This is a genomic window from Brachybacterium sp. B718/18 (assembly GCF_055454375.1).
Window position 1 is genome coordinate 455,223 of record NZ_JBVDDO010000002.1, and the last position, 20,703, is coordinate 475,925.

At 70.9% G+C, this 20,703-nt stretch carries 17 protein-coding genes; 13 read left to right on the top strand and 4 right to left on the bottom strand.

What is annotated here, in order from left to right; translation table 11 throughout:
* Nucleotides 1-2 precede the first annotated feature (2 nt).
* From ACZCAH_RS05915 to ACZCAH_RS05925, 3 genes are all read right to left on the bottom strand, one after another.
* Complete coding sequence (locus ACZCAH_RS05915) at nt 3-674, bottom strand: hypothetical protein (RefSeq protein ID WP_464340193.1); 672 nt, start codon at nt 672-674, stop codon at nt 3-5.
* A 25-nt stretch (nt 675-699) separates the two neighbouring features.
* Complete coding sequence (locus ACZCAH_RS05920; protein ID WP_464340194.1) at nt 700-1,173, bottom strand: hypothetical protein; 474 nt, start codon at nt 1,171-1,173, stop codon at nt 700-702.
* Between the two features lie 197 nt (nt 1,174-1,370).
* The gene (locus ACZCAH_RS05925; protein ID WP_464340195.1) at nt 1,371-2,435 is read right to left on the bottom strand and encodes an ROK family transcriptional regulator; all 1,065 of its coding nucleotides are present in this window, start codon (nt 2,433-2,435) and stop codon (nt 1,371-1,373) included.
* A 169-nt stretch (nt 2,436-2,604) separates the two neighbouring features.
* Between ACZCAH_RS05925 and ACZCAH_RS05930 the strand changes: the two genes are divergently transcribed.
* From ACZCAH_RS05930 to ACZCAH_RS05985, 12 genes are all read left to right on the top strand, one after another.
* Nucleotides 2,605-4,293 (top strand): ABC transporter substrate-binding protein, encoded by a 1,689-nt coding sequence (locus ACZCAH_RS05930; protein WP_464340196.1) that lies wholly within the window; start codon nt 2,605-2,607, stop codon nt 4,291-4,293.
* 48 nt (nt 4,294-4,341) lie between these two features.
* Nucleotides 4,342-5,328 (top strand): ABC transporter permease, encoded by a 987-nt coding sequence (locus ACZCAH_RS05935; RefSeq protein WP_464340197.1) that lies wholly within the window; start codon nt 4,342-4,344, stop codon nt 5,326-5,328.
* 9 nt (nt 5,329-5,337) lie between these two features.
* A complete protein-coding gene (locus ACZCAH_RS05940) occupies nt 5,338-6,276 on the top strand; it encodes an ABC transporter permease (protein ID WP_464340198.1) in 939 nt (312 codons plus the stop codon).
* Nucleotides 6,273-7,196, top strand: a complete 924-nt coding sequence (locus tag ACZCAH_RS05945) for an ABC transporter ATP-binding protein (protein ID WP_464340199.1) — start codon at nt 6,273-6,275, stop codon at nt 7,194-7,196. Before ACZCAH_RS05940 ends, ACZCAH_RS05945 begins: the two co-directional genes overlap by 4 nt.
* Nucleotides 7,193-8,053, top strand: coding sequence for an ABC transporter ATP-binding protein (locus tag ACZCAH_RS05950; RefSeq protein WP_464340200.1), 861 nt, complete (start codon nt 7,193-7,195; stop codon nt 8,051-8,053). The genes ACZCAH_RS05945 and ACZCAH_RS05950 overlap by 4 nt, the downstream gene beginning before the upstream one ends.
* Nucleotides 8,050-10,608: a glycoside hydrolase family 2 protein gene (locus ACZCAH_RS05955; protein WP_464340201.1), complete on the top strand. Its 2,559-nt coding sequence runs from the start codon at nt 8,050-8,052 to the stop codon at nt 10,606-10,608. Before ACZCAH_RS05950 ends, ACZCAH_RS05955 begins: the two co-directional genes overlap by 4 nt.
* 18 nt (nt 10,609-10,626) lie before the next feature.
* On the top strand, nt 10,627-11,466 hold the full coding sequence (locus ACZCAH_RS05960; RefSeq protein ID WP_464340202.1) for a LacI family DNA-binding transcriptional regulator: 840 nt from the start codon (nt 10,627-10,629) through the stop codon (nt 11,464-11,466).
* 167 nt (nt 11,467-11,633) lie between these two features.
* The gene (locus tag ACZCAH_RS05965; RefSeq protein WP_464340203.1) at nt 11,634-12,920 is read left to right on the top strand and encodes an extracellular solute-binding protein; all 1,287 of its coding nucleotides are present in this window, start codon (nt 11,634-11,636) and stop codon (nt 12,918-12,920) included.
* A gap of 2 nt (nt 12,921-12,922) precedes the next feature.
* Entirely contained in the window at nt 12,923-13,813 is an 891-nt protein-coding gene (locus tag ACZCAH_RS05970) for a carbohydrate ABC transporter permease (protein ID WP_464340204.1), read from the top strand.
* On the top strand, nt 13,810-14,631 hold the full coding sequence (locus ACZCAH_RS05975) for a carbohydrate ABC transporter permease (RefSeq protein ID WP_329749470.1): 822 nt from the start codon (nt 13,810-13,812) through the stop codon (nt 14,629-14,631). The genes ACZCAH_RS05970 and ACZCAH_RS05975 overlap by 4 nt, the downstream gene beginning before the upstream one ends.
* Before the next feature lie 4 nt (nt 14,632-14,635).
* Nucleotides 14,636-16,507 carry a hypothetical protein gene (locus tag ACZCAH_RS05980; RefSeq protein WP_464340205.1) on the top strand — a complete coding sequence of 624 codons (1,872 nt, stop codon included), beginning with the start codon at nt 14,636-14,638 and terminating at the stop codon, nt 16,505-16,507.
* A gap of 221 nt (nt 16,508-16,728) precedes the next feature.
* Complete coding sequence (locus ACZCAH_RS05985) at nt 16,729-18,405, top strand: ABC transporter substrate-binding protein (RefSeq protein ID WP_464340206.1); 1,677 nt, start codon at nt 16,729-16,731, stop codon at nt 18,403-18,405.
* Nucleotides 18,406-18,441: 36 nt separating this feature from the next.
* Here ACZCAH_RS05985 and ACZCAH_RS05990 read toward each other — a convergent pair whose 3' ends face one another.
* Nucleotides 18,442-19,473 carry a LacI family DNA-binding transcriptional regulator gene (locus ACZCAH_RS05990; protein WP_464340207.1) on the bottom strand — a complete coding sequence of 344 codons (1,032 nt, stop codon included), beginning with the start codon at nt 19,471-19,473 and terminating at the stop codon, nt 18,442-18,444.
* A gap of 196 nt (nt 19,474-19,669) precedes the next feature.
* On the opposite strand from ACZCAH_RS05990, the gene ACZCAH_RS05995 reads away from it, so the two are divergent.
* Entirely contained in the window at nt 19,670-20,653 is a 984-nt protein-coding gene (locus tag ACZCAH_RS05995; RefSeq protein ID WP_464340208.1) for an acetylxylan esterase, read from the top strand.
* Nucleotides 20,654-20,703: the final 50 nt, after the last annotated feature.

The following is a 20,703-nucleotide window of genomic DNA, read 5'->3' on the forward strand; positions in this document are numbered from 1 at the left end:
GTTCAGGTGTGTTGTCGCGCCGCGATCGTCACCTCGCCGCGAAAGCCCGCGGCATGTAACGCGAGGACGGCGAGGTCGATGAGATGAGCTCCATGCAGCTCGGACCATCTCATCTCCTCGAAGAGCAGGCTCACACCGGACGACGTGGCCTCGGTCGAACAGGGATAGTCCCTCCCTCCCAGGGAGAGGAGCTCCTGGACTGCTCCCCCGAGCTGGTCTGCAGAGGGGAGGATGTCGGGGTCCGTCGATGACGGGCAGTGCAGCGACACCCTGATTCCCTCTGCACTGTCGGTGCGATGGGCGAGGTTGGCGATCCAGCTCCTCGGCTGCCAGCTCGGTTCGAAGTCGGTGATCTCGGTCAATACCCGCAAGCCGGTGATCTCGACCCGGCCACAGGTCCGGAGCACCTGCGAGACGCTGAGGACCAGGCCCGTCAAGAGGGCGTTCTCGGCGGGTGCAGTCGCCTCGATGATCGCCAGCGGCTCTTCAGCTCTCGAGGCATCACGGAGCTGGGCGTCGAGCCCGGAGAACCACCCGGATCGCCCTTCCGGCGGCCAGAGGATCCGTCCGTACGCGACCAAGAGGCTCCAGAGGTCCTCCTCGCCACGCCCCCCTTCCGCCAGCGGCCCGCCCGGATCGATCTGCAGCTCACCGAGTACCTCGAGCCGGGTCATCGAGCCTCCACATGCGGGAAAGGGATCAGACCGTGCATGCCAGGGTCTTCACGCTGTAAGCCCTTGCGGGTCCGTCGATGACACCGTGCACATCGACGTCGACCATGTTCCGGAACTGGTTCTTCTGCGGACCCTTGCACGCGAAACGCGCCTTCGCCCTCTTGGCCCCACCGCAGCCGGGGTACACGTCCTTCTGCCCACTCGCGACGGTTCTCCACGTACTTCCCGACTTCACCTGCAGCCAGACCTTCACGGTTGCCTTCCTCCCCTTCAGTTTCGAGCCGTTCAGCCCGAGCTTCCAGCATCCGTGCACAGACACTTCGCTCCCTGACAGGTGCGGATATTCAGCGATGGTGTCGAAGGTTCCCACCGTCGGCTTTCTTGCCGCGATGGAAGACCCACCACCTTCGACTTCAGGGCTCCACGAATCCTCGACCACGCTGGGAGACGTGCCGTCGACCGCGTACCGCTGCAGAACCCCCTGATCCATACTGGTCACGCTGCGATCAACACTGTCTACCTCATCGGCGCTGGCAGACGCCCCCACCACAAGAAGAGCCCCCGCAATCACCATCGTGATCGCGCGACTGCCGCATTACTTCATAGCGCCCCTCTTCGAGGATTTCATCAGCTCCCTCTCAGCCAGCTCGGAGACTAGCAGTCGGGGCTGGCGCGGCGGCGGCCCGTCCGCCGCGCTCAGCCGCGCCGCGCGAGGGCCAGCGCCGCGGCGCCGACCGCGCAGGGGTGCGGCTGCACCGTCGAGACCCTCAGCCGGGTCCCGGCGGGCAGGTGCGCGGTCATCGCCTCGAGGTAGAGCCGCGGCGCCATCGCCACGCTCGTTCCGGAGAGCACCACCTGGGCGACCCCGAGCGGCTCGATCAGCGCGCCGACGGCGCGGGCGATCCGCTCGGCGCCCGCGACCACCACGGCGCTCGCCTCGGCATCGCCGTGGGCGGCGGCCTCGGTGAGCCGGGCGTGGGCGGTGATCACCCGCTCCTCCACGGCGTCCAGGTCGATGTGCCGCCCGAGGCCCGCGGCGAGCGCCCGCTCGACGTCGGCCGTGCAGCCCGCCTCCGGCACGGGCAGGATCCCGGGCGACTCGCCCCACGGCAGCAGGGGGCGGCCGTCGAGCAGCAGGGCCACGCCGACGGTGGGTCCGAGGTGGACGGTCAGGCACGGCTCGCCGCCGTCCTGCTCCCCCACCCAGTCGCTGCCGAGCCCCGCGCAGACCGCGGCCGTGCCCCGCACCACCCTCTGGCCGGTGAGCTCCTCGACGTGCGCGGCCAGCTCCTCGATCCCCGCGGAGCGGGGGCGCAGGTCCGTCAGGCCCACGCCCTGGAAGGCCGCCCGCTCGGAGCGATCGAAGGCCCCGAGCGCGGCCAGCGCGGCCTCGAGCCGTTCCCCGGTGCGCACCGGCTCCTCGTCGGCGACCAGGGGCAGCATCACCCTCCCCCGCAGCGCACCACCGATCCCCATGGCGACCAGGGCGATCCGGTCGCTCTCGACCGTGCAGCCGATCGCCCAGCGGGAGGTGGTGGAGACCCGCAGCAGGGAGGCGGGCTTGCCGCCCGTGGAACGGGCGCGGCCGCTCTCGACCACGAGCCCGTCGGCGAGCAGGCGCTTGACCGAGTTGGTGACGGTCGCCGGGGTCACCCCGAGCTCCCGGGCGATCGCGATGCGCGTGGTGTCGGGGACCCGACGGATCGCGTCGAGGATCGCGGCGTCGGTCGCGGCGCCGCTGCGAGCGGTGAGAGCGGGCACGGGGAGCCCCTGTCTGTCGCGGGTCGATGGTGCGCTCTGATCGTGACGTCTTCGTGACGGGAGCGGAGGGGGTTTCGGTGTTGACGCGACGTGAAGATGGTCGCATACTCCAATCACTTCATTAACTTACTGAAGTTAGTCGCACCGCCGCGTCACCAGGAGAGCAACGATGCACCTTTCCCGTCGGACCTTCGCCGCCGCCTCCCTCGCCACCATGCCGCTCGCGCTCGCCGCGTGCTCCGGGCAGTCCAACCTGGACACCGGCTCCGGGGAGGGGTCGGACCTCCCGATCGTGAACTGCTACAACGGCGCGGGCGCCGGGTTCACCAAGAACTTCAACCCCCACTCCCCGACCGTGCTGAGCATGGTCCAGGGCCTCATCTACGAGCCGCTCTTCTACTACAACCCCCTCGCCGCGATCGACGTGGACCCCGTCCCGCAGCTCGGCGAGAGCTTCGAGTGGAACGAGGACGGCACGGTCCTCACCGTGACCGTCCGCTCCGGCGCGACCTGGACCGACGGCACCGCCTTCACCGCGAACGATGTCGCCTTCACCTTCAACGCCATCAAGGACAACGCGACCCTGAACCCCGCCGGCGCGGCCCCGGGCGCCGAGGCGACCGACGACACCACCGTCGTGCTCACCTACCCCGCACCCGCCTTCGTCGAGGGTCCGAACGCCCTGGGCCGCACCTGGATCATCCCCGAGCACCTGTGGACCGACGTCGAGGACCTCGCCACCTACACCAACGAGGAGCCGATCGGCACCGGCCCCTTCTCCCTCGGCGACTTCACCCCCGAGTCGTACCTGCTCAGCGCCAACACCTCCTACTGGGAGGAGGGCAAGCCCGCGATCGGCGGCGTGCGCGTGCAGTCCCTCTCCGGCAACCAGTCCGCGACCGACAAGTGGCTCGCCGGCGAGATCGACTACACCTCGACCTCCATGCCGAACCTCGACGAGCACGTCGCGAACAACCCCGACCTCAGCTACACCAACTCCCCCACCTCGCAGTGCGCCCTGTTCGCCGCGAGCAACCCGGAGCTGGGCTGCGAAGGTCCGCAGACCGATCCCGCCGTGCGCCGCGCCCTCTACCTCGGCATGGACCGCGAGCAGCTCTCCGCGCTCGCCTTCTACGGCCTCGGCACCGACATCTCCCCCGCCTTCGGCCTCCCGGAGCGGGACGTGGACTTCATCGACCCCTCGATCGACGTCGCCCCCTGGAACGCGGACGTCGAGGGCGCCCGCGCCGCCCTCGAGGAGGCCGGCTACGCGGAGGGCTCCGACGGCGTCTACGCGAAGGACGGGGTGCGGGTCTCGATGACCATCAGCTGCCCCACCGGCTGGTCGGACTTCGTGACCGCCCTCGACACCCTCGCCGAGCAGTACAAGGCCGTGGGCATCGAGCTGATCCCCCAGCAGGTCTCTGTCAACGAGTGGAACGACGCGAAGTCGACCGGCAACTTCCAGCTGGTCATCGACTCGCTCGGCCAGGGCCCCGCCCCGGATCCGTACTACCTCTACCACACCTTCTTCTCCACCGAGACGACGGTGCCCGTGGGCGAGAACGGCAACCCGTACCAGAACTCGGCCCGCTTCTCCGACCCGGAGGTGGACGCCGCCCTCGCCGCCGCCGCGGGCACCGACGATCCCGAGGTGAAGAAGCAGCAGTACGCGATCATCCAGCAGATCATCGTCGAGAACATGCCCTACATCCCGGTGCTGATCGGCTCGAGCCTCACCGAGTACAACAACTCCCGCGTGACCGGCTGGCCCACGCAGGAGGACCTCTACTGCTACCCGATGTCCTGGTCCGCCCCGGACAACGCCCAGGTCCTCAAGACCGTCGTCCCCGTCTGACGGCCCCGGGCGCCCGCGCCCTCCCGACCCGTCGACGAAAGGACCGCGGTGCACATCCTGCGGAAGCTCGGCTTCTACCTGGTCGCCCTCTGGGCGGCCGTGACCCTCAACTTCTTCATCCCCCGCCTGCTGCCCGGCAGCCCGGTCGACGCCGTGCTCTCCAAGCTCGCGCTGCGCGGCCCCGTCTCCCCCGAGACCCGCTCAGCGATCGAGGTCATGCTCGGCGCCGACGACCAGGGGCCCCTGATCCAGCAGTACGTGCAGTACCTGGGGAACCTGCTGCGCGGCGACTTCGGGGTGTCGGTGACCTACTTCCCGACCCCGGTCTCGCAGGTCGTGGGGCAGTCCCTGCCCTGGACCCTGGTGCTCGTGGGCGTCTCCACGATCATCACCTTCCTGATCGGCATCACGCTCGGCACGATCGCCGGCTGGAAGCGCGGCACCTGGCTGGACTCCCTCATCCCCGCCACCACGATCCTGCAGTCGGTGCCCTACTTCTGGCTCGCTCTGCTGTTCGTGTACGCGCTGAGCGTGAATCTGCACCTGTTCCCGATCTCGGGCGGCTACGACGTGACCCTGGTGCGGCCCGCGCTCGACTACCCCTTCATCTCCAACGCGATCTACTACGCCTTCCTGCCCGCGCTCACGATCGTGCTGAGCTCGCTGGGCGGCTGGCTGCTGGGGATGCGCAACATGATGGTCTCGACCCTCAGCGAGGACTACATCCTCACCGCCGAGGCGAAAGGCCTGCACCCGCGCCGGATCATGCTCACCTACGCCGCGCGCAACGCGGTGCTGCCGAGCGTCTCCGGCTTCGCGATCTCGCTCGGCTTCGTGGTCTCGGGATCGATCGTCGTCGAGTCGGTGTTCTCGTACCCCGGCATCGGCTTCACCATGCTGCAGGCCGTGCAGAACAACGACTACTCGCTCATGCAGGGCCTGTTCCTCATCATCACCGTCTCGGTGCTGGCGGCGAACCTCGCCGTGGACCTGCTCTACGGCGTCATCGATCCGCGCACCCGGGCGCGGGGCTGAGGAGGAGCCATGTCCGTCATCACCGAAGAATCCGCCCAGATCGGGGCCGACGAGCCGAAGCAGGCCACCCCGTCGGCCCGCCGGAAGCGGCCCGCCGCGACCCTCGTCATCGGCGTCGGCATCGTCGTCCTGATCGTCCTGTTCGGGCTCATCGCCCCCTTCGTCACGCAGAACCCGCTGGCCGTCTCCAACGACGGCATGCAGCCGCCGAGCGCAGCCCACCTGCTGGGCACCACCCAGACCGGCCAGGACGTCCTCGCCCAGCTCGCCCACGCGACCCGCGGCTCGCTCCTGGTGGGCATCCTGGTCGCGGTGCTCGCCCTGTTCCTCTCCGCCTTCTTCGGCATCCTCGGCGGCTACCTCGGCGGCTGGCTCGACGAGGTGTTCTCCCTGTTCACCAACGTGGTGCTGATCCTGCCGGGGCTGCCGCTGATGATCGTGATCGGCTCCTACGTGGAGCAGCGCGGCCTGCTGCTGATCGCCTTCGTCCTGGCGATCACCTCCTGGGCGGCCTCGGCCCGCGTGCTGCGCTCGCAGACCCTCTCGATCCGCACCCGCGACTACGTGCACGCCGCCCGCATCGCCGGTGAGAAGCCGTGGCGGATCATCTCCGTGGAGATCCTGCCGAACCTGCTGCCGGTGATGTCCAGCGGCTTCGTGTTCGCGCTGATCACCGCGATCCTCGGCGAGGCGGGTCTGAGCTTCATCGGCCTCGGCGTGGTGGGCACCCAGACCTGGGGCTCGATGCTGTTCTACGCCCAGAACGGCCAGGCCCTGACCCTCGGCGGCTGGTGGTGGTTCGTGCCGCCGGGCTTCATGATCGCGGCGCTCGGCTGCGGCCTGTCGCTGATCAACTTCTCGATCGACGCGATCATCAACCCCCGCCTGCGCAACGCCCCCGCGAACGCGCGCCGCGTGCGGAAGGCCCAGAAGGAGGCGGCGGCATGAGCGAGCCCGTCGACGAGATCATCCCCGACCTCGAGCAGGTCCGGGCGACCGACGGCCACGAGGTCGCGACCGCGGAGCCCGTGCTGACCGTGCGGGACCTCGACGTGGTCTACGAGGTGGCCCAGCCGGTGCACGCGGTCAAGGGCGCGAGCCTGACCCTGCACCGCGGCGAGGTGCTCGGCCTCGCCGGCGAGTCCGGCAGCGGAAAGACCACCCTCGCGTACGGCCTGAACCAGCTGCACCGGCCGCCGGCCCGGATCACCGGCGGCAGCGTCACCTTCCACGGTCGTGACGGCGACGAGGTGGATGTCCTCGCCCTCGAGGGCGAGGCGCTGCGCGCCTTCCGCTGGTCGAAGATCGCGATGGTCTTCCAGGGGGCGATGAACTCCCTGAACCCGGTCATCTCGGTGAAGGCCCAGCTGGAGGACGTGTTCACGACGCACCGCCCGCAGATGGGCGCGGCCGAGCGGCGCCGCCGCTGCGAGGAGCTGCTCGAGCTCGTGGGTGTGGATCCCTCCCGCATCACGGCCTTCGCCCATGAGCTCTCCGGCGGCATGCGCCAGCGCGTCATGATCGCGATGGCGCTGGCCCTGGACCCCGAGCTGATGATCATGGACGAGCCGACGACGGCGCTCGACGTCGTGGTCCAGCGCGAGATCCTGCAGGAGATCCTGCGGCTGCGGCAGGAGCTCGGCTTCGCGGTCGTGTTCATCACCCACGACCTCCCGATGCTGCTGGAGATCTCCGACCGCATCGCCGTGATGCGCCGCGGGGAGATCGTCGAGCTCGACACCGCCGAGAACCTGTACTTCGCGCCGCAGCACGCGTACACCCGCCGGCTGCTGGGCTCCTTCCCCTCGCTCACCGGCTCGACGGGGGACTTCCTCCGCGCCGGCTACTCCCCGGAGGAGACGCGATGACCACGCTGACCGCCACCGATATCTCCAAGACCTATCTGCTGCGCAACGGCCTGCGCTTCTCGCGGCTGCAGGCCGTGAAGGAGGTGTCCTTCGAGCTGTCCCCGGGGCGCACCCTCGCGCTCGTGGGCCAGTCCGGCTCGGGCAAGTCCACGATCGCGAAGCTCCTGATGCAGCTGGAGACCCCCACCTCCGGCAGCCTGTTGCTGGACGGGGCGCCGATCGGCCGTCACGGCCGGGCCCTCGCCGACTACCGCCACCAGGTGCAGATGGTCTTCCAGGACCCCTTCGCCTCCTTGAACCCGTACCACTCGATCGCCCACCACCTGGTGCGTCCGCTGCTGCTGCACGGGCGGGCCACGTCGGCGACCGCCCGCGGGGCGGCGAAGGAGCTGCTCGAGCGGGTGAACCTGCCGTCGGACGAGGCCTTCCTCGAGCGGCGCCCGCACGAGCTGTCCGGCGGGCAGCGTCAGCGCGTGGCGATCGCCCGCGCCCTCGCCCCGGGACCGAGCGTGCTGGTGGCCGACGAGCCGGTGTCGATGCTCGACGTGTCGGTGCGGCTCGGCGTGCTGAACCTGCTCGCCCGCCTCCAGCAGGAGGAGGACCTGGCGATGCTCTACATCACCCACGACCTGGCCACGGCACGGCACTTCTCCGACGAGATCATGGTGATGTTCGAGGGGCGGGTGGTGGAGCGCGGCCCGGCCGACGACGTCATCCTCTCGCCGCAGCAGGAGTTCACCCGCCGCCTCCTCGCGGCCGCCCCCGAGCCGGCCACCAACCAGCGCTTCCTCGCCGAGGCCCGCCGCCGCGGCGTGCCGATGCCCGACCACCTCGCCCACCAGGAGGACCTCGCATGACCGTCTCCCGCCGTGACCTGCACGAGGTGTGGACCCTCACCGTCACCGACGGGCCGATCCCGTTCGCGGTGGAGGACCTGCCGGCGACGGTGCCGGGCACCTTCCTCACGGACCTGCTGGATGCGGGGCTGATCGAGGATCCGTACCTCGACCGGAACGAGCACGATCTCGCGTGGAGCGGCGAGTGCGACCTCGTGTACCGCACGGGCTTCACCCTCGACGCGGTGCCGGCGGGGCGCACGGACCTGGTCGCGGCGAGCCTCGACACCGCGGCGACCGTGGTGCTCAACGGCACCGAGGTCGCGACCGTGCAGAACCAGCACCGCTCCTGGCGCTGGGCGGTCGAGGAGCTGCTGCGCGCCGGGGAGAACACCCTCGAGATCCGTTTCGCCTCCCCGCTGCGCACCGCGCGGGAGAACGCGCAGGCGCAGGGGAACCTGCCCTTCGTGGGCAATGCGCTGCCCTATAACGCGATCCGCAAGATGGCCTGCAACCTCGGCTGGGACTGGGGTCCGGTGCTGGTGACCAGCGGGATCGCAGGGCCCATCGGGCTGGAGAGCTGGTCGGGGGCGCGGCTGGACAGGGTGCGGCCGCTGGTCGTCCCCGCGGCCGACGGGCCCGGCGGCACGGTCACCGTGCACGTGCCCGTCGAGCGGGAGCCGGGGACGGACGCCCCGCTGCGCGCCCGCCTCGAGGTCGCGGACGCCGCCGGCACGGTGCTCGGCACGGCGACCGCCGAGATCCCCGCCGGGACCGACGCGAGCGACGCAGTGGAGCTCACCGTGGCGCTGGACGCGGTGGAGCGCTGGTGGCCGCGCGGCTACGGCGAGCAGCCGCTGTACACGGCGCGGGTCGTGCTCGAGGACGCGGCGGCCGAGACCCCGTCGGCCGGGGAGCCGCTCGACCAGATGACCCACCGGATCGCGTTCCGCACCGCGCGCGTGGTGGAGCAGCCGGACGCCGTGGGCACCTCGTTCACCGTCGTCGTGAACGACCGCCCGATCCTGGTCAAGGGCGCGAACTGGATCCCCGACGACTGCTTCCCCACCCGGCTCACCCCGGCGGACTACGCGCGCGGTGTCGGCCATGCGGTGGACGCCGGCATGAACCTGCTGCGGATCTGGGGCGGCGGACTGTACGAGTCCGAGGAGCTCTACGACCTGTGCGACGAGCTGGGCGTGATGGTCTGGCAGGACGTCGCTCTCGCCTGCGCCGCCTACAGCGAGGAGCAGCCGCTGCGCGGCGAGATCGAGGCGGAGCTGCGCGAGCACGCGGTGCGCCTGGCCTGGCACCCCGCGCTCGTGCACTGGAACGGCTCGAACGAGAACGTCGAGGGCTACTACCACTGGGGCTGGAAGGACGTGCTGCCCAAAGGCACGGGCTGGGGCAACGCGTACTACACGGAGATCCTGCCCGCGATCCTCGCGGAGCTGGACCCCACGCGCTCTTTCACGCCGTCGAGCCCGTACTCGCGCGGCGCCCTGGACCAGCCGCGGAACCCCGATCACGGCACGGTCCACAACTGGGTGGTGTGGGCGAGCGAGGAGGACAACGACTACGTCCACTACCGCGACACCGACCCGCGCTTCGCCGCCGAGTTCGGCTTCCAGGGCCCGGCGTCCTGGGCGACGATCGAGCGGGCGATCAGCGAGCGGCCGCTCACGGCGGACTCCCCCGCGATGCTCTCCCACCAGAAGGCGGTGCGCGGCCAGGAGAAGCTGATCTCCGGCTACCGCCCCCACTTCCCGGACCCGGATCCCGGCAGCTTCGCGGACTTCCACCTCACCACCTCGCTCAACCAGGCGCGGGCGCTGCGGGTGGGGATCGGGCACTACCGCGCGCTGTGGCCGCACTGCACGGGCACGATCATCTGGCAGCTCAACGACTGCTGGCCGGTGACCTCGTGGGCGGCGGTGGACGGCGACGGGCGGCGCAAGCTGCTCTGGTACGCGATGCGGGACCTGTACGCGCCGCGTCTGCTCACCGTGCAGCCGCGCGAGGACGGCCCCGTCGCCGCCCTCGGCAATGACACCGACGAGGAGCTGACGGGCACGCTGCGCCTGCGGCGGATCGATCGCGAGGGCACGGTCCTCGCCGAGGAGTCCCTGCCGGTGCGGGTATCGGGGCGCGGGAGCGTGCTGCTGCCGCTGCCGGCCGCGGTCGCCGCCGCCGGGGACCCGTCCCGGGAGGCGCTGCTGCTCGAGACGCAGGGGCACGACGGGCCCGCCGTGCGCGCCGTGCACTGGTACGCGGAGGACAAGGACCTCGCCCTGGACCCCGACGCCCTCGAGGTGAGCGCCGCCGCGGATCCCGCCGCGCCGGGGGCGGTGGTGCTGACCCTGCGCGCCCGCTCGCTCGTGCGGGACGTGGTGGTGGTCGCGGACCGGGTGCATCCGAGTGCGGTCGCGGATCGGCAGATGCTCGATCTGTTCCCCGGCGAGACGGCGATCGTGCACGTCACGGCAGGGGCCGACGGGCCGCTGGATCCCGCGGCGTTCCTGGCCGACGGGGTGGTGCGCAGCGTCAACGAGCTGGTGGCGCGCGCCGCCCGCTGACCGGGGCACCATGTCCCCATGAGCACCTTCGGCTTCCTCGCCCCCCAGGACCTCTGGGACGCCCGTTCCGAGATGTTCTTCAGCCAGGTCCTGGCCGGCGTGGAGGACGAGGTCGCCCCGCACGGGCACACCGTGGTGACCCTCGCCGCGCAGTCCCCCGCCGAGGAGATGGCGATCTACCGCCGCTGGGCGGCGGACGGCGCGGTGCGGGCGGTGGTCCTGCGGGACCTGCGCGAGGGCGACCCCCGGCCGGCCCTGCTCGACGAGCTGGGCCTCGGCTACGTGCTGCTCGGCGACGTCACCCAGCAGGGCGAGGAGGCAGCCGTGCTCGTCGACAACGCGGCCGCGATGCGCGCCGTGCTCGCCGAGCTGCGCACGCTGGGCCACGAGCGGATAGCGCACCTGGGCGGGCCGGCCGACCTGCTCCACTCCCGGCAGCGCCGCGAGGCCTTCCTCGCCGACGTGCAGGAGGCGGCGGCCGGGACCGGTCTGACCGCGGAGGGCGACTACTCCGAGGAGTCCGGGGCGGAGGCGCTCGCCCGGCTGCTCGCCCGCGATCCGCGCCCCACCGCGGTGGTGTGCGACAACGACGCGATGGCGATCGGCGCGCTCGAGGCGGCGCCCGCGCTCGGGGTGAGCGTCCCCGCCGACCTCTCCATCATCGGCTGGGAGGACTCCATGTCCTGTCAGCTGCACGAGCCGCCGGTGGCCGTTCTCGGCCACTCGCTGCGCCTGACCGGCTCGCTCGTCGGCCGCGCCCTGCAGGCGCTGGTCGAGGAGCCGCCGCGGCGTGCCCGGATCCTGCGCCCCGTGCCCGTGATCCTGCCGCGCGGGACACTGGGGGGCGCGCGCGGGTAAGCGCTTCTGTCAGGGCGCTTGTCCAACCTAGGTATTGACAAAGCGCTTTCCATGTCGGGATCATGTGAGCACCTCGGGTCCCCCCGAGCCCCCGGGTCCGGCGCCGATGCCGCCCCGGGCGGACCAGGCCACGTCGACGATGCGTCGCCGCCGAAGGAGCTCACGCCATGCCCTCCATGAATCGCCGTTCCCTCCTCGCCGCCGGCGCCGTCGCCGCGGCCGCCGCCCCCGCGCTCGCCTCGTGCGGCTCGTCCTCCTCCGGAGGCTCGGGCGGCTCCTCGAGCGGCCCCCTCCAGTTCGTCCTCTCCGGTGACGCCAACCAGGGCGGCGGCTACGCCGCGATGGCCGCGAAATACCTGGAGGAGACCGGTATCGAGATCGAGATCGTCGACGTCCCCTACGACGATCTCGGCACCAAGATCACCAACGCAGCCCGCGCGAACGACCTGCCCGCCCTCGCGCGAATGCCCGCACTCGACCCGGCATGGCTGGACCGCACCGCGGACCTCGCCGAGATCGCCGGCGAGGTGAAGCCCATCGAGGGCATGTACGCCGCGGACGCCGACGGCAAGATCCCCTCGCTGCCCAGCGACCTCACCGCCGTCGGCATGTTCCTCAACAAGGACCTGTGGGATCAGGCGGGCGTCGCCTACCCCACCTCCTTCGAGGATCAGGTCTGGACATGGGACGAGTTCGTGGACGCCGCGGGGCAGGTCCGCGAGGCGACCGGGATCAAGTTCGCGATGGCGATGGACCGCTCCTCGCACCGGCTGAACTCCTTCCTCTACCAGTTCGGCTCCGAGGGCCTGGCCCTCTCCGAGGACATGACCTCATACTCCGCGAACGAGCAGACCGCTCCTGCGCTCGAGTACTTCGTGGGCCTGAACGACGACACCTTCATGCCACGCAGCGTGTGGCTGTCCGAGGACGACCCCAACGCCATGTTCAAGACCGGTCAGGTCGCCGCCTACTACTCGGGCTCCTGGCAGATCGCGGACTTCGACGCGAACATCGACGACTTCGAGTGGGTCAGCGTGCCGATGCCGGCCCAGCCGGAGAAGGCCACCAACTTCGGCACCGCGGCCGTGGTCGTGGTCTTCGAGGGCACCGGCCAGGAGCAGGAGGCGCTCGAGTTCGTGCGCTGGCTCTACCAGCCGGAGAACTACGGCGAGCTCTCCACGATCTCCGGGTTCCTGCCGGCGACCGAGGGCGTCGAGGTGACCTACGCGTCCCGTCCCGAGGACTTCGCGCTCTACAACGAGGCGATCGCCAACACCCCGGCCTTCGTGAAGGAGTCCAAGGCGCGCGATCTGCAGCTGCAGGCCGCCGGCACCGCCGCCCCGCTCGACGGCGACCCGCTGCGCGACGGCATCATCCAGGTGATCAACGGCGAGACCACCGTGGACGCGGCCCTGAGCAGCGCTCTCGAGCAGCTGAACGAGAGCCTCGCCTGAGCATGGCCGTCACCACCGCCCGGTCGGAGAGGAGGCGCCGCAGCCTGATCGCGGCGGCCTTCCTCCTCCCCGCCTTCGTCCTGTTCGTGCTGTTCTTCGTCGCGCCGGCGGGGCTGGGCCTCGCGTACTCCTTCACGGACTACCGCGGGTACGGGACGCCGGAGTTCGTCGGCGCCGCCAACTACACGGATCTGTTCACCGACTCCGACTTCTACCGAAGCCTGTGGCGGACCGTGCTGTACACGGCGGTGTCGGTCCCCTTCGGCTACTTCGTCACCCTGATCATCAGTGCCCTGCTGGTGAGCCGGGAGACGAAGGGTTCCTCGCTGGCCCAGGTGATCTTCTTCTTCCCCTGGCTCATCTCGCCCATCGTCACGGGCGTGGTGTGGCGGTGGATGTTCGGGGAGAACTTCGGGCTGGTGAACTACCTGATCTCCTCGGTGGGCCTGAACCCGCTGCAGTGGGCCTCGGATCCGAACCTCGCAATGGTGGTCGTGATCCTCGCCGGGTCGTGGGGCGGGACCGCGTTCTCGATGCTTCTGTTCATGGCGGCGATGCGGAACATCCCCACCTCCTACCTGGAGGCGGCGAGCCTCGACGGCGCCGGGTCGATCACGCGCTTCGTGAAGATCGTCTGGCCGCTGCTGCGGCCCACCTCGTTCCTGGTGATCCTGCTCGGCACGATCGGCGCGATGAAGGAGTTCGCGATGATCCAGGCGCTCAACGGCGGCGGCCCCGGCACCTCCAACGTGCTGATCGTGCAGTACATCTACAAGACCGGCTTCGAGCAGTCCAAGATCGGCTACGCGAGCGCGGCCTCGATGGTGCTGATGGTGATCCTGCTGATCATCGCCCTGGTCCAGACCCGTTTCGACAGGAGCGACCTCTCATGACGAAGTCCCTGCGTTGGGTGGCACCGACCACCCTGACCTGGATCCTCGCGGCGCTCTTCCTGCTCCCGGTGCTGTGGTTCCTGCTGAGCTCCTTCAAGCCGGGCAGCGAGCTGTTTACGTGGCCGCTGCGGATGTTCCCGGAGGACTGGACGCTCTCCGGCTATCGCACGGCGTGGGAGCGGTACGACTTCCAGCAGTACTTCCTGAACACGGCCCTGGTGGCGGTGGTGACGACGGTGTTCACCGTGTTCGTCAGCGCGTGCACCGGCTTCGCCCTCGCGAAGTACCGCAACCGCTGGGTGCAGGCGTTCTTCCTGTGCATCCTCGCGACCACGATGCTGCCCACCGAGGTCATCATGCCCTCCACCTTCTCGGTGATCCTGGGGCTCGGACTGTACAACTCGCTCGCGGGCATCATCATCCCGTCGATCATCACCGCGACCGGCATCTTCATGTTCCGGCAGTTCTTCTCGACGGTGCCCGACGAGCTGCTCGAGGCGGCCCGCATCGACGGCGCCGGCGAGTTCCGGATCTTCTTCACGCTGATGCTGCCGATCGCCCGGCCGATCATCGCGGTGCTCGCGATCTTCTCCTTCCAGTGGCGATGGAACGACTACATCTGGCCGCTGCTCGTGCTGAACGATCCCGACAAGTACACGCTCCAGCTCGCGCTGCGCTCGATCGTCGGCGCGGAGAACATCGACTGGTCGGTGCTGCTGGGCGCCTCGGTGATCTCGCTGCTGCCGATGGTGCTGCTGTTCCTGGTGTTCCGCCGCCAGATCATGAACTCGGACATCAACTCCGGCCTGAAGGACTGACCCCGTGACCCCAGCCGCCGAGCCCGGCCCGTTCGATCCTCTCGCGCACCTGCCCGCGCCGTTGCCGGCGCTCGTGCACGAGGGTCTCGCGTCGATCCCCGAGCGGGCGGCGGCGCTGCGCGGACCGCTGGCGCGGCACCGGGCGCTCGGGCGCCTGGTGCGGGACGTCGTGCTCGACCGCTGGGTCGCGGGGCCGACGGGCGGGGGGCCGACGGGCGGGGCCGACGCCGGGCTCGCCCTCGAGGCGCTCGGCCGCCTGCGGGACCTGCAGTCCCCGGGCGGCACCTTCCGCTCGGGCGACAACGTCGACTCCCCGCCGGACTCGGCGTTCACCCTCAACGACCTGGCGTGGGCCCGGCGGGCGATCACGTCCGAGGGCCTGGGCGACGGGCCGGACGGTCTCGACGCCCTGCTGCCGGTCCTCGACGAGCTGCTCGCCGCGGCGGCGCCAGCGCTCGTGACCGGCGGGGTGCACACCCCTAACCATCGCTGGGAGATCAGCGCGGCGCTCGTGCGGCTCTGGGAGCTCACCGGGGCGGAGCCCTGCCGTGAGCGCGCCGAGCAGTGGCTCGCCGAGGGCGTGGACCTGCAGGCCGACGGGCTGTTCTCGGAGCGCAGCGCGAACTACGCCGCGCACGTGTCGGTGCCCTCGCTGCTGGTGCTCGCCCGGGTGCTCGGACGGGAGGATCTGCGCGCGGCGGCGGATCGGGCGACGCGAGCACAGGCGGAGCTCACCGGCCCCGACGGGATGATCGAGACGATCGCCTCGCGGCGCCAGGACCAGGGCGCGCCCTTCGACGGCGGCGCCATGCTGCCGGTGGTGCACGCGCATGCCGCGCGGACCGGGGATCCGCTCACGGCGCGGGCGGCCCGGCGGGTGCTCCCCCGCGCGGACACCGAGGCGGCGCTGACCCTGCTGGCCCTCGGGCTCGAGGACCGCACCGCCCTCGGCGCGCTGCCGGCGGCGGCGGCGGACCCGTCGGCCGAGGCGCCGGAGGTGCACGAGTTCGCCGACTCGGGTCTCGCCGTGGTCGACCACGGCCGGACGCGGGTCGTGATCCACGGCGGCACGGACACCGCGGCGCTGGGCCGGATCACGAGCGGCGCGGCGTCGAATCCGACGCTGCTGCGCTTCTCCGCCGGCGGGCTCTCGGTGCGGGAGCTGCGACTGAGCCGCGACTTCTTCTCGCTCGGCCCGCTGCGTCCGAGCTCCCCGCGCCGCCTGCCCGGGGACCGGCCCGGTGAGGAGCCGATCCGCTTCGAATTCGAGGAGCGGGTGGCGGGCGAGTACTTCCACCCGCTGTCGGCTGCGGACCGCTCCCCCGACGACGCTTACGCGCTCACCTTCAACGGTCGCTTCGCCGCGGCCATGGACTTCTCCCGGCGGGCCGCCGACGAGGTCGCGCTCGCGACGCGCGGCACGGTCGAGGTGCATCCCGGGAGGACCGTGCTGCGCCTCGCGTTCACGGGTCCGACGACCGCTCTGTGCCTGCTGCTCGCGCTCGACGGTGGGGAGCTCGCGGGCGGTCACCTGGAGCTCGACGCCCAGGGCCGGCACGTGCTGCGGGCGGCCGGGCCGGGCGAGCCGGCTCCGGCTGCGGGCGGCGGGACCGCCGGCGAGCGCGAGGCCGCCGCCGAGGTGGTCGGGGCGGCGGAGCTCGTCGCCACCGAGGTGGTCGCCACCGCGGAGCTCGTCGCCGCCGACGGCTCCGGGCGCATGCGGCTGACCGCCCGCGGGGCGCTCGGCGGCCGCGCCTTCTACGCCCCCGGCGAGGCGTTCACCGTCCACGGCGGGACCGACGAACCGGCCGGCACGATCCTCCTCATCCCCGCGAGCAGCGCGGGCGACCTCGAGCTGGAGATCGCGACGGAGTGAGGGCGGGGGCCCGACGAGCCCCGCTGCCGCGCGACCCCTTGACGGGCAATGGGCCCCGACCTACTCTTGCCAGCATCGGTCGTGTATCGATACATTTGACGTCTGGAGCCGCGACAGATCTGCATCGCCGCAGGTCAGCGAGCCTCCGCCACATCCACACCTGCTCACCGGCACACCCCGGGCCGCGCACCCAGCGCCCTCCCCCTCCGAAGGAGGCCAGAATGCTCCACCACCCCCTGCCCCTGCCCGTCTCGCGACCCCGCCGCCGCTCCGTGCTCGGACTGGGTGCCGCCGCCCTCGGGGGGATGACCCTCGCCGCGTGCGGAGGGAACAGCGACGAGCCCGCCGATGTCGCCTCGCAGAATGTCGGGGCGATGGAGTCCTACGAGGCGGACCAGCAGTTCACCGCCACCGAGCCCTTCTCCCTCTCCATCCTGTGGACGGACTGGCCCGAGAACCCCGTGACGGAGTCGTGGAAGCTCTTCGACCACATCGAGGAGCTCACGGGCGTCCGGCTCGAGCCGACCCACGTCCCTTTCAGCGACAACGTCGAGAAGCGCAGCCTGCTGCTCAGCGCGGGAGACGCCCCCAGCGTGATCCCCCTGATGTATCGCGGGGACGAGACCCCCTTCGTCTCCTCCGGTGCGATCCTGCCGCTGAGCGACTACGTCGAGCACATGCCTCACTTCCGCAAGTACGTCGAGGAGTGGGATGCGGTCGCGATGCTCGACAACATCCGTCAGGCCGACGGCAAGCACTACCTGATCCCCGGCCTGCAGGAGGTCTGGGTCCCGGCGTTCTCGCTCGTGATCCGCCGGGACGTGTGGGACGAGGTCGGCATCGGGGTCCCGGCCACGTGGGACGAGGTCCGCGAGGGCCTGCGCCTGATCAAGGAGAGCTATACCGAGTCGGTCCCGCTCGCCGACGGGTTCGAGGGCCAGTCGCTGATCAACTACGGCGGCTACGCCTTCGGCACCCGGGCCGGTTGGGGCTTCGGCGACGGCATGATCAAGGGCCAGGACGGTCCGGTCGAGTACGCCGCGGCGACCGCGGAGTACCGGGACATGGTCGAGTACTACCGGTCCCTCGTCGAGGAGGGGCTGCTCGACCCGGAGTCGCTGACCGCGTCGAACGACGGCAGCGGCGGCGGGGGCGTGCACGAGAAGTTCGCGGCCGAGACCTGCTTCGCGGCGTCGGGCTCGTCGGGCACCCTGATCGAGTTCGCCCAGGCGCTGGACGCCACCGTCGGACGCGGGAACTACCAGCTCGAGCTCATCCCGCCGCCGGCGGGCCCGGCCGGGAACATCATGGGGCCGCGCAACTTCTGGCACGGCTTCGTGCTCTCCTCCCACGTCGCCGAGTCGGAGAACTTCCTGGCGACGCTCCAGTTCCTCGACTGGCTGTACTTCAACCCCGCCGCCCGCGAGATGCTCCGCTGGGGCATCGAGGGCGAGACCTACACCAAGGCGGAGGACGGCACGATCACGCTGGACGCGGAGCACTCCCTGACCGCCTTCGACCTGAACCCCGACGGGGGCACCGACCTCCAGAAGGACCTCGGCTTCTCGACCTACCTGTCGGAGTCGACCGAGTCCCGGGCCCTGAAGGAGTCCTACAACTCCGCGGACTACACGACCTACATCGACGGCGTCCTGGAGAACCTCGAGCCGATGCCCCCGTGGACCCCCGCGCCTCTCGACGAGGCCGAGCTCGAGCAGGCCGCGCTCATGGCGACCCCGCTGAAGGACGCCGTCGACACGGCGACGCTGCAGTTCATCCTGGGCCAGCGCGACATCGAGGAATGGGATGCGTTCCAGCAGGAGCTCGAGGCGGCGGGGCTCCCCGCCTATCTCGATCTGGTCAACACCGCACGGGACCGTTTCGAGGAGCAGTCCTGAGGTGCCGCTGATCGCCTGCCCGTGAGGGGAAGGAGGTCACGCCCGGGGCGGCGCCGTCGACTCCCGCTCGACCAGATGGGTCTCGAGCTTGAAGGGGTGAGCGAACAGCCCCGGGTCCGAGGACAGGGCGAGCAGCCGCTCGACAGCGACCTGCCCCATCGAGAACAGCGGCTGGCGCACGGCGGTCAGCTGGGGGTGGGTCCATCGGGCGATCATCGTGTCGTCGAAGCTGACCACGCTGAGCTCCTCCGGCACGTCGATCCCGTGCTGCCGGGCGGCCCGCAGGGCTCCCACGGCGAGGGTGTCCGCGACGGCGAAGATCGCGGTGGGCGGCTCGGGCAGCCGGAGCAGGCGCTCGGCACCGCTCTGACCGTCGGCGTACGAGAAGTCACCGTGGGCGATGAGCTCCTCTTCCCACAGCACGCCGGCTGCGCCGAGCGCGGAGTGATAGCCCTGCAGCCGCTGGCGGGCGGGCACGGAGTCCGTCGGCCCGGCGAGCACGCCGATCCGACGATGCCCGAGGTCCAGGAGGTGCTGGACGGCTGTCGCGCCGCCCTCCCAGTTGGTCGCGGAGATGACGACGATGCCGTTCACGTCGGGATCGATGGAGACGGGGTCGATCGCGATCAGCGGCAGGCGCAGGTCCCGACTCCACCGCGCGTGCCGGGCACCGATCGGTGTGGTCACCAGGATCACGCCCTCGACCCCGCGGGCGGCGGCGTCGGCCATCCAGGCGCGGGTGAGACCGGCTGCGGTCTGGTCCCCGCTGACCACCATCAGGTCCACCCCCGCCCGATGGGCGGCCTGCTCCGCGCCCTCGAGGACCTGCAGCGAGTAGGGGCTGGTGAGGGTGTCGAAGTGGATCAGGACGGCGCGCCGGCTCTCGCTCCCCCGCCGCTTGGACTCGTAGCCGAGCTGACGGGCGGCCTCGGCGACGGTCTCGCGGGTCGACTGACGCACATCGGCACGGCCGTTCATCACCTTGGACGCGGTCGCCAGGGAGACCCCGGCCCGCTCCGCCACGTCCTTCAGGGTCACGCGCTCGCCCTGCGACTCGCTCTGCACCATGTCCTCGTCCTCCGCTGCTCCATCGCCACCGGCACTGCGGCACCTCGCTGAACGGTACCCGCAGATGCCCTGCTTGACCGTCACCACGGCCGCCCATAGCCTAAACTCTTACGCAACTTTCAGTTGCCTTTCGCATTCATCGTCCACCGGAGCGTGGGGTGTCCCCGCCCGGTCCTCACCGCGGAGGCCCACCCCCATGGCGTTGTTCGACCTGCCCCTCGAGGCGCTGCGGGAATACCGCCCGCAGCTCTGCGAACCCGACGACCTTCCGACCTTCTGGGAGCAGACGCTCTCCCGGGCCCGCGAGAGCTCCGGGCCCATCCTGTCGCTCGAGCAGGTCGACAACGGCCTGACGCTGATCGACACCTGGGACGTGACCTTCGCCGGCCACGACGGCACGCCGGTGCGCGCCTGGTACAACCGTCCCGCAGCGGTCGAATCGGACCTGCCGGTCGTCGTCGAGTACCTCGGCTACGGCGGCGGCCGCGGCGAGCCGCTCGAGCGCCTCTCCTTCTCCGCCGCCGGGTACGGACACCTCGTGATGGACTCCCGCGGTCAGGGCTCGACCTGGGGCTCCGGTGGTCACACCGATGACCCGGTCGGCTCCGGGCCGGCCGCCCCCGGAGTGATGACCCGCGGGATCTCCTCCCCGCACACCAGCTATCTCACGCGCCTGTTCACCGACGCGGTGCGCGCCGTGGACGCCGCCCGTGCACTGCCCGGCGCGGACGGACGCATCGCCGTGACCGGCAACAGCCAGGGCGGGGGGCTCGCCCTCGGGACCGCGGGCCTGGTGCCCGACGTCGACGCCCTCATGGCCAACGTCCCCTTCCTCACCCACATGCGCCGCGCGGTCGACATCACCGATGCCGACCCCTACCAGGAGATCGTCCGCTACCTGGCGGTCCACCGGGACCGCGAGGAGCAGACGTTCCGCACCCTGGCCTACGTCGACGCCCTGCACCTGGGGAGGCGAGCCACAGCGCCGGCGATGTTCTCGGTCGCCCTGCGGGACACGATCTGCCCGCCCTCGACGGTGTTCGCCGCCTACAACCTCTACGGCAGCGCGAGCGGCACCGATCCCGAGCGGGAGATCGTCGTCTACCCCTACAACAACCACGAGGGCGGAGGAGCCACGCAGCAGCATCGTCAGCTCGACTGGCTGCACGCACACCTCTGAGCGGAGGCGCGGGGGCCGGTGCCGCAGCACCCGCCCCCGCTCCGTCGGGG

What these genes read in the sequence shown, in the direction of transcription:
- ACZCAH_RS05915 (WP_464340193.1), bottom strand. Translation starts at nt 674, where the DNA reads ATGACCCGGCTCGAGGTACTCGGTGAGCTGCAGATCGATCCGGGCGGG.
- ACZCAH_RS05930 (WP_464340196.1), top strand. Translation starts at nt 2,605, where the DNA reads ATGCACCTTTCCCGTCGGACCTTCGCCGCCGCCTCCCTCGCCACCATG.
- ACZCAH_RS05940 (WP_464340198.1), top strand. Translation starts at nt 5,338, where the DNA reads ATGTCCGTCATCACCGAAGAATCCGCCCAGATCGGGGCCGACGAGCCG.
- ACZCAH_RS05945 (WP_464340199.1), top strand. Translation starts at nt 6,273, where the DNA reads ATGAGCGAGCCCGTCGACGAGATCATCCCCGACCTCGAGCAGGTCCGG.
- ACZCAH_RS05950 (WP_464340200.1), top strand. Translation starts at nt 7,193, where the DNA reads ATGACCACGCTGACCGCCACCGATATCTCCAAGACCTATCTGCTGCGC.
- ACZCAH_RS05955 (WP_464340201.1), top strand. Translation starts at nt 8,050, where the DNA reads ATGACCGTCTCCCGCCGTGACCTGCACGAGGTGTGGACCCTCACCGTC.
- ACZCAH_RS05960 (WP_464340202.1), top strand. Translation starts at nt 10,627, where the DNA reads ATGAGCACCTTCGGCTTCCTCGCCCCCCAGGACCTCTGGGACGCCCGT.
- ACZCAH_RS05965 (WP_464340203.1), top strand. Translation starts at nt 11,634, where the DNA reads ATGCCCTCCATGAATCGCCGTTCCCTCCTCGCCGCCGGCGCCGTCGCC.
- ACZCAH_RS05970 (WP_464340204.1), top strand. Translation starts at nt 12,923, where the DNA reads ATGGCCGTCACCACCGCCCGGTCGGAGAGGAGGCGCCGCAGCCTGATC.
- ACZCAH_RS05975 (WP_329749470.1), top strand. Translation starts at nt 13,810, where the DNA reads ATGACGAAGTCCCTGCGTTGGGTGGCACCGACCACCCTGACCTGGATC.
- ACZCAH_RS05985 (WP_464340206.1), top strand. Translation starts at nt 16,729, where the DNA reads ATGCTCCACCACCCCCTGCCCCTGCCCGTCTCGCGACCCCGCCGCCGC.
- ACZCAH_RS05990 (WP_464340207.1), bottom strand. Translation starts at nt 19,473, where the DNA reads ATGGTGCAGAGCGAGTCGCAGGGCGAGCGCGTGACCCTGAAGGACGTG.
- ACZCAH_RS05995 (WP_464340208.1), top strand. Translation starts at nt 19,670, where the DNA reads ATGGCGTTGTTCGACCTGCCCCTCGAGGCGCTGCGGGAATACCGCCCG.